We start from the raw sequence: 6710 nt of genomic DNA on the forward strand, positions 1-6710 counted from the left end.
GGAAGAGTACGACGAGGGAGCCGATCATCCAAGAGCCCGTATCCCCCCAGCCCGCATCCCCGCCGGAAGCTCCGTCGCCGACCCGGTCGGGAACCGGGCCGGAGACCGGACCGGAGACCGAGGCGGAGGCCACGCGCCGCGACGCCGGGGTCGCGGAGAGCGTCCGGGCCAACCGGGGCTGGTGGGACCGCAACGCCGACGAGTACCAGAACGAGCACGGCACGTTCCTCGGTGACGACCGCTTCGTATGGGGCCCCGAGGGCCTGGACGAGGTCGAGGCCGAGCTGCTCGGCCCGCCGGAGGACCTCAAGGGAAGGGACGTCCTGGAGATCGGGGCCGGCGCCGCCCAGTGCGCGCGCTGGCTGGCCGCCCAGGGGGCCCGGCCCGTCGCCCTGGACCTCTCCCACCGGCAGCTCCAGCACGCGCTGCGGATCGGCGGCGCCTTCCCGCTGGTGTGCGCGGACGCGAGCGCGCTGCCCTTCGCGGACGGCTCCTTCGACCTGGCGTGCTCGGCCTACGGGGCGCTGCCGTTCGTGGCGGACCCGCGGCTGGTGCTGCGCGAGGTGCGGCGGGTGCTGCGGCCGGGCGGGCGGTTCGTGTTCTCGGTGACGCACCCGATCCGCTGGGCGTTCCCGGACGAGCCGGGCCCGGAGGGCCTGTCCGTCTCCGGTTCCTACTTCGACCGCACGCCGTACGTGGAGCAGGACGAGGAGGGCCGCGCGGTGTACGTCGAGCACCACCGGACGATCGGCGACCGTGTGCGGGACGTCGTGGTCTCCGGGTTCCGGCTGGTGGATCTGGTGGAGCCGGAGTGGCCGGCCTGGAACACCTCCGAGTGGGGCGGCTGGTCGCCGCTGCGGGGCAGCCTGATCCCGGGCACGGCGATCTTCGTGTGCGTACGGGACTGAGTGCGTGATCCGCTACGACGCGCTCGGCGCCCTTCCCGTCCGTGAGGCCCTGCCCGGCCTGCGCGAGGCCCTGGAGGGGCACGGCACGGCCGTCCTCGTCGCCCCGCCCGGGACGGGCAAGACCACCCTGGTCCCGCCGGCGCTCGCGGGCCTGCTGGACGCGGGTGCGCCCGCACGGCGGGTCGTCGTCGCCGAACCCCGGCGGATCGCGGCCCGCGCGGCGGCCCACCGGATGGCGTGGCTGCTGGGCGAGCGGGTCGGCGGGAGCGTCGGCTACACGGTGCGCGGGGAGCGCGTGGTCGGGCGGCACGCGCGCGTGGAGGTCGTCACGACCGGTGTGCTGCTGCAGCGGCTGCAGCGGGACCCGGAGCTGAGCGGCGTCGACGTGGTCGTGCTGGACGAGTGCCACGAGCGGCATCTGGACGCGGACACGACCGCCGCGTTCCTGTGGGACGTGCGCGAGACGCTGCGGCCCGAGCTGCGCCTGGTGGCGGCGTCGGCGACGACCGACGCGCAGGGCTGGTCGCGCCTGCTCGGCGGCGCCCCGGTGGTGGCCGCCGAGGGGGTGTCGTACCCCGTGGAGGTGGTGTGGGCGCCGCCCGCGCGTCCCGTACGGCCGCCGCACGGGACGCGGGTCGATCCGGCGCTGCTGGCGCACGTCGCCCAGGTGGTGCGGCGGGCGCTGGCCGAGCGGGAGGGGGACGTGCTGTGCTTCCTGCCCGGCGTCGGGGAGATCGCGCGGGTCGCCGGGCAGCTGGGCGGCCTCGGGGACGTCGAGGTGCTCCAGGTCCACGGGCGGGCGCCGGCGGCGGTGCAGGACGCGGTGCTGTCGGCGGGGACGCGCCGCCGGGTGGTGCTGGCGACGTCGGTGGCGGAGTCGTCGCTGACGGTTCCCGGGGTGCGGGTGGTCGTCGACTCGGGGCTCGCGCGGGAGCCGCGGGTGGACCACGCGCGCGGGCTGAGCGCGCTGACGACGGTACGGGCCTCGCAGGCGGCGGGCAGGCAGCGGGCGGGGCGGGCCGGGCGTGAGGCGCCGGGCACGGTGTACCGGTGCTGGGCGGAGGCGGAGGACGCCCGTCTGCCGCGTTTCCCGGCGCCCGAGATCAAAGTGGCCGACCTGACCGCGTTCGCGCTCCAGACGGCGTGCTGGGGCGATCCGGAGGCCACCGGCCTCGCCCTGCTCGATCCTCCGCCGGGCGGTGCGATGGCGGCGGCGCGGGAGGTCCTGTCGGCGATCGGCGCGGTGGACGCGGCCGGCCGGGCCACGGACCGGGGCGTGCGGCTGGCCCGGCTGGGTCTGCATCCCCGGCTGGGGCGGGCGCTGCTGGACGCGGCGCCGTCGGTCGGCGCGGAGGCGGCCGCGGAGGTCGTGGCCCTGCTGAGCGAGGAGGCGCCGCGCGAGTACGGCGACGACCTGGCGGCCGCCCTGCGCGCCGCCCGCCGTGGCGGCGACGCCTACGCGGCACGCTGGCGCACCGAGGTGCGGCGGCTGCGGTCACTGGCCGAGGAGGCCGCGGCATCGGGAACAAGCCGGGCGGCCGGCGCCGGTGACGACCGGGTCGCCGGGCTCGTCGCGGCGCTGGCGTTCCCCGAGCGGGTCGCCAAGGCCGACGGCGGGTCCTACCTCATGGTCTCCGGGACGCGCGCCGAAACCGGCGACGGGACCGGGCTGCGGGGAGCGCCGTGGGTCGCCGTCGCGTCGGCCGACCGGCCCGTCGGCAAGGGGCACGCGCGCGTGCGGCTCGGCGCCGTCGTCGACGAGGACACCGCGCGGCGTGCCGCCGGGGCGCTGCTGGAGGAGCGCCACGAGGTGCGCTGGGCGGACGGGGACGTGGTGGCCCGGCGCGTGGAACGGCTGGGCGCGGTCGAGCTGGCGGTACGCCCGCTCGCGGACGCCGACCCCTCCGCCGTACGGGAGGCGCTGCTCGACGGGCTGCGCCGGGAAGGGCTGGGGCTGCTGCGCCGGTGGGCGGAGGCAGGGGTGCTGCGGCAGCGGCTGGCGTTCCTGCGACTGCACGTCGGCGAGCCGTGGCCCGACGTCTCGGACGACGCGCTGCACGCGCGCGTGGACGAATGGCTGGAACCCGAGCTGAGCCGCGCGCGGAGGCGCGCCGACCTCGCGCGGATCGACGCGGGGCAGGCGCTCACGCGGCTGCTGCCCTGGGCGTCGGGCGAGGCGGCGCGGCTGGACGAGCTGGCCCCGGAGCGGATCACCGTGCCGAGCGGCTCACGGGTCCGGATCGACTACACGGACCCCGAACGGCCCGTGCTGGCGGTGAAGCTCCAGGAGATGTTCGGGCTGCGGGAGACGCCCGAGGTCGCCGGCGTGCCGCTGCTGGTCCATCTCCTGTCCCCCGCGGGCCGGCCGGCGGCGGTCACCTCCGACCTCGCCTCCTTCTGGAGTGACGGATACCGGGGCGTACGCGCGGAGCTGCGCGGCCGGTACCCCAAACACCCGTGGCCCGAGGATCCGGCCACCGCCGAGCCGACGCGGCACACCAAGGCGCGGCTCGGGCGGTGACCGGTCCGGTGCTCCGTCACGCGGCGGGCGAGGCCGACGCGGTGGCGGAGGGGGTGGCGGAGGGGGTCGCGGTCGGGGTGCTGGGGGACGTGGGCGTGGGCTGCGGCGGCGCGGTCACGGTCAGCTCGACGGTCAGCGTGGCGCCGCCGGTGGTGGTGATGCGCAGCAGGAACGTGCCGGCCGTGTCGTCCGCGTACAGCTTCGGCAGCGTCAGCAGGCCGTTCTCGTCCGTGGTGAGCCCGGTCAGGGTGCGTACGGGGGTTCCGTCGGCGCCCTTGAAGTAGGGTCCCTGGTCGTTCGCCGAGGAGTCGGTCGCCGACTTGACCAGCGTCGCGGTGGCGTCGACCCCGTCCGCGACGGCGCCCTGGTAGGTCGCCTTGACCTGCACCTGCTCGGCGAACTCACCGCCGGCGACGCACGTGAGCGCCGTTTCGCCGGTACGGGCGAGGGCGTCGGCCGCGCGGGCCGTGACGGTGGCGGTGTAGGTGACGGCGGGCACCGAGCGACCGACGACGGTGGCGCGGACGGTGAACTCGCCCGTCCGCTCGCCGGCCTGGAGCACCGGGGCGACGGCCACGCCGGTCGAACCGGTGGTGACGGTGGCCACCTGCTCGCCGCCGGCGAAGACCGCGTCCGTGCCGCCCGAGATGGTGAAACGGATCCGCACCTTGCCGACGCCCTTGCCTGCCTCGGTCTCGGCCCGGGCCGCGATCCGCTCCGCGAAGGCGTCGCCCGCCGTCGCGGTGAGCGGTCCGGTGCCCGCGTTCTCCAGGTGGTGGACCGTGTCGGTCGGCGTCGGCGACGGGGTCGGCGGCGGGGTGGTGGGCGGCGGCGTGGGCTCGCCGGAGCCGCCGCCGGGCGGGGGCGTGGGCCGCGGGCTCGGGGGCTCGGTCTCCGGCTTCTGACTGGTGGGCGGCTTGGTCTCGGGGTGTGATCCGCGCGGCTCGTCGCTGCGGTCGCCGGGCAGCTCGCCGGTGCCGTTCGGGATCTGGTGCGTGCCCTTGCGGTAGTACTCGAGCCACGACAGGACGGTGTTGAGGTAGTCCCGCGAGTTGTTGTAGCTGAGGATCGCGCTGTGCAGGTCCTCGTCGTCGGACAGGTCCCAGCCGAAGCGGCACAGGTAGTGGCCGGCCGAGAGCGCGGCGTCGTAGATGTTGTTCGGGTCCTTCCGTCCGTCGCCGTTGCCGTCGCGGCCCGCCCAGGCCCAGGTGGACGGGATGAACTGCATGGGGCCCACGGCCCGGTCGTAGGCGGTGTCGCCGTCGTGGGCGCCCCCGTCGGTGTCGCGGATGCTGGCGAAGCCGTTGCCGTTGAGCTGCGGGCCGAGGATCGGGGTGACGGTGGTGCCGTCGGTGGTGACGTTGCCGCCGCGTGCGTGGCCCGACTCGACCTTGCCGATGGCGGCGAGCAGTTCCCAGGGCATGTTGCAGCCGGGCTTGTCGGCGCGCAGCCGGTCCGCGGCCTTCCGGTAGGCGTCGAGGACGGTCGCGGGAATGCCGGCCGCCGTGTCGCCCGTCCCGGGGTCGGCGGTGGGGCCGGTGGTGGGCGCGGGGTTGGGGCTCTCCAGCGGCGGCAGGTCCGTGTAGTACGGCGAGTTGCCGGTCGCGCTGTCCTCGGCGGGCACGTCGGGGGACGGCTGGGTCCCGGTCGTCGACCGTCTGCCGGAGTCGTCGCCGATCACTCCCGGGCCCTGGGACGCGGCCAGTGCCGCGACCGCCAGCGCCGCGACGGTCGTGTTCACCGCCCCCTTGCGCAACCTTCCCAAATGCGCCGCCATGAAGTGAACCCCTCCCGCGGACGTCCGACTGTCCGTCGATGCCGTTGATGTCGCCAATGCCGCCGATCTGCGGCCTGTCCGACCTGTTCGCGTTGTCCGGTGTGCGGCGTGCTCCTGTGCACGTCAACCCAGTGACCCTACGACAAGTTCGTTCGCACGGGCACTGGTTCGCGCCCGATTTTCACCGCTTGGCCACGTCCCGTTGTGCCCTCGGCCGTGCGGCGGGTCTCGCATACTGGGGGCCAAAGTCCGTCATGGGGAGCACCGTTGCCGTTCACCTTGAGTCATGCGGCGGCCGTGCTGCCCGCCGTCCGTTCCGACGGAACCGGCCGCGCGCGGCTGGCGCCGGCCGTGCTGCTGGCGGGGTCCTTCGCGCCCGACATGACCTATTACGCGGCGAGTGCGGTGCCCGGCGCGATGAAGTTCGGCGACGTCACGCACGCGTACCCCGGCGTCTTCACGGTCGACGTGCTCATCGCCTGGGCGCTGGTGGGGCTGTGGCTGCTGGTGCGCGAGCCGCTGGTGGCGCTGCTGCCGCCGGGACGGCAGGCCCGCCCGGCGACGCTGCTGCGCTGCGGTGCGCGCCGCGCGCGGCTGCGACCGGCCCTGGCGGCGAGGTGGTACGCGTCCGCCGCGCTGGGCGCGCTGACCCATGTCGTGTGGGACGAGTTCACCCACCTCGACCGGTGGGGGATGCGGGTCTTCCCAGTGCTGGGCGAGAAGGTCGCGGGGTCGCCGCTGTACTGGTACCTCCAGTACGGCGGCTCTGCGGTCGCCGCGGTCGTCATCGGCTGGTTCCTGGCCCGGGCGGTACGGCGCGCGCCGGCGTCCGCTCCCGTGAGGGTGCCGTCGCTGCCGGCCAGGGACCGCGGGCTGGCGTTCGCGGTGATCGGCGGCTGCGCCGCGGTGGCGGCGGCACACCGCTCGGCGCGCTGGTGGGCGCACTCGGGCGCGGACGCCGAACCCTGGGAACTGATCCCCACGCTGTGCTTCGGCGCGGGGGCCGGGCTGGTGCCGGGGGTGCTGCTGTACGCCGTGGGCGTGCGCCTGCGACGGCCGGTGCACCGGGTCCCCGAGGCGGGCGAGCGGGTCGGGGCGTCCGCCGACTGAGGACGTAGGGCTGCCGGCGGGGGCGGGGCGAGGCGCTGCTGTAGGGGGATGCGAGGGCCTGCCGGCCGGCGGGGGCGGGGTGCCGGCGGCAGGGGCGGGTGCCGCCGATGGGAGCAGGGGGCTGCCGATGGGAGCAGGGTGCTGCCGTACGCCGTCGGGGTGCGCCCGCGTCGGTGGGCGAACCGGACTCCCAGCACCGGACCACCGGGTCCGAGGGCCCGATGACGCAGGACGCACCGGCCTGCCGACGGGCGCAGAAACCCGCCGGCGCGAGCAGGGCGCTGCCGTACGCCGTCGGCGTGCGCCCGCGTCGGTGGGCGAACCGGACTCCCAGCACCGGACCACCGGGTCCGAGGGCCCGATGACGCAGGACGCACCGGCCTGCCGACGGGCG

Annotated in this window: 4 protein-coding genes; 3 read left to right on the forward strand and 1 reads right to left on the reverse strand. The window is 76.2% G+C overall.

What is annotated here, in order from left to right:
• Positions 1 to 23: 23 nt before the first annotated feature.
• Both ABZY13_RS30120 and hrpB read left to right on the forward strand, forming a co-directional pair.
• On the forward strand, positions 24 to 908 hold the full coding sequence (locus tag ABZY13_RS30120) for a class I SAM-dependent methyltransferase (protein WP_356636328.1): 885 nt from the start codon (positions 24 to 26) through the stop codon (positions 906 to 908).
• A gap of 4 nt (positions 909 to 912) precedes the next feature.
• The gene (hrpB, locus tag ABZY13_RS30125; protein WP_356636320.1) at positions 913 to 3429 is read left to right on the forward strand and encodes an ATP-dependent helicase HrpB; all 2517 of its coding nucleotides are present in this window, start codon (positions 913 to 915) and stop codon (positions 3427 to 3429) included.
• Positions 3430 to 3445: 16 nt separating this feature from the next.
• Here the strand turns inward: hrpB and ABZY13_RS30130 are convergent, their stop codons facing one another.
• The gene (locus tag ABZY13_RS30130) at positions 3446 to 5206 is read right to left on the reverse strand and encodes a lytic murein transglycosylase (RefSeq protein ID WP_356636322.1); all 1761 of its coding nucleotides are present in this window, start codon (positions 5204 to 5206) and stop codon (positions 3446 to 3448) included.
• A 267-nt stretch (positions 5207 to 5473) separates the two neighbouring features.
• Between ABZY13_RS30130 and ABZY13_RS30135 the strand changes: the two genes are divergently transcribed.
• On the forward strand, positions 5474 to 6316 hold the full coding sequence (locus ABZY13_RS30135; protein WP_356636324.1) for a DUF4184 family protein: 843 nt from the start codon (positions 5474 to 5476) through the stop codon (positions 6314 to 6316).
• The last annotated feature ends 394 nt before the right edge of the window (positions 6317 to 6710 follow it).

Source organism: Streptomyces sp. NPDC006610 (genome assembly GCF_040611575.1).
Lineage (GTDB): Bacteria > Actinomycetota > Actinomycetes > Streptomycetales > Streptomycetaceae > Streptomyces.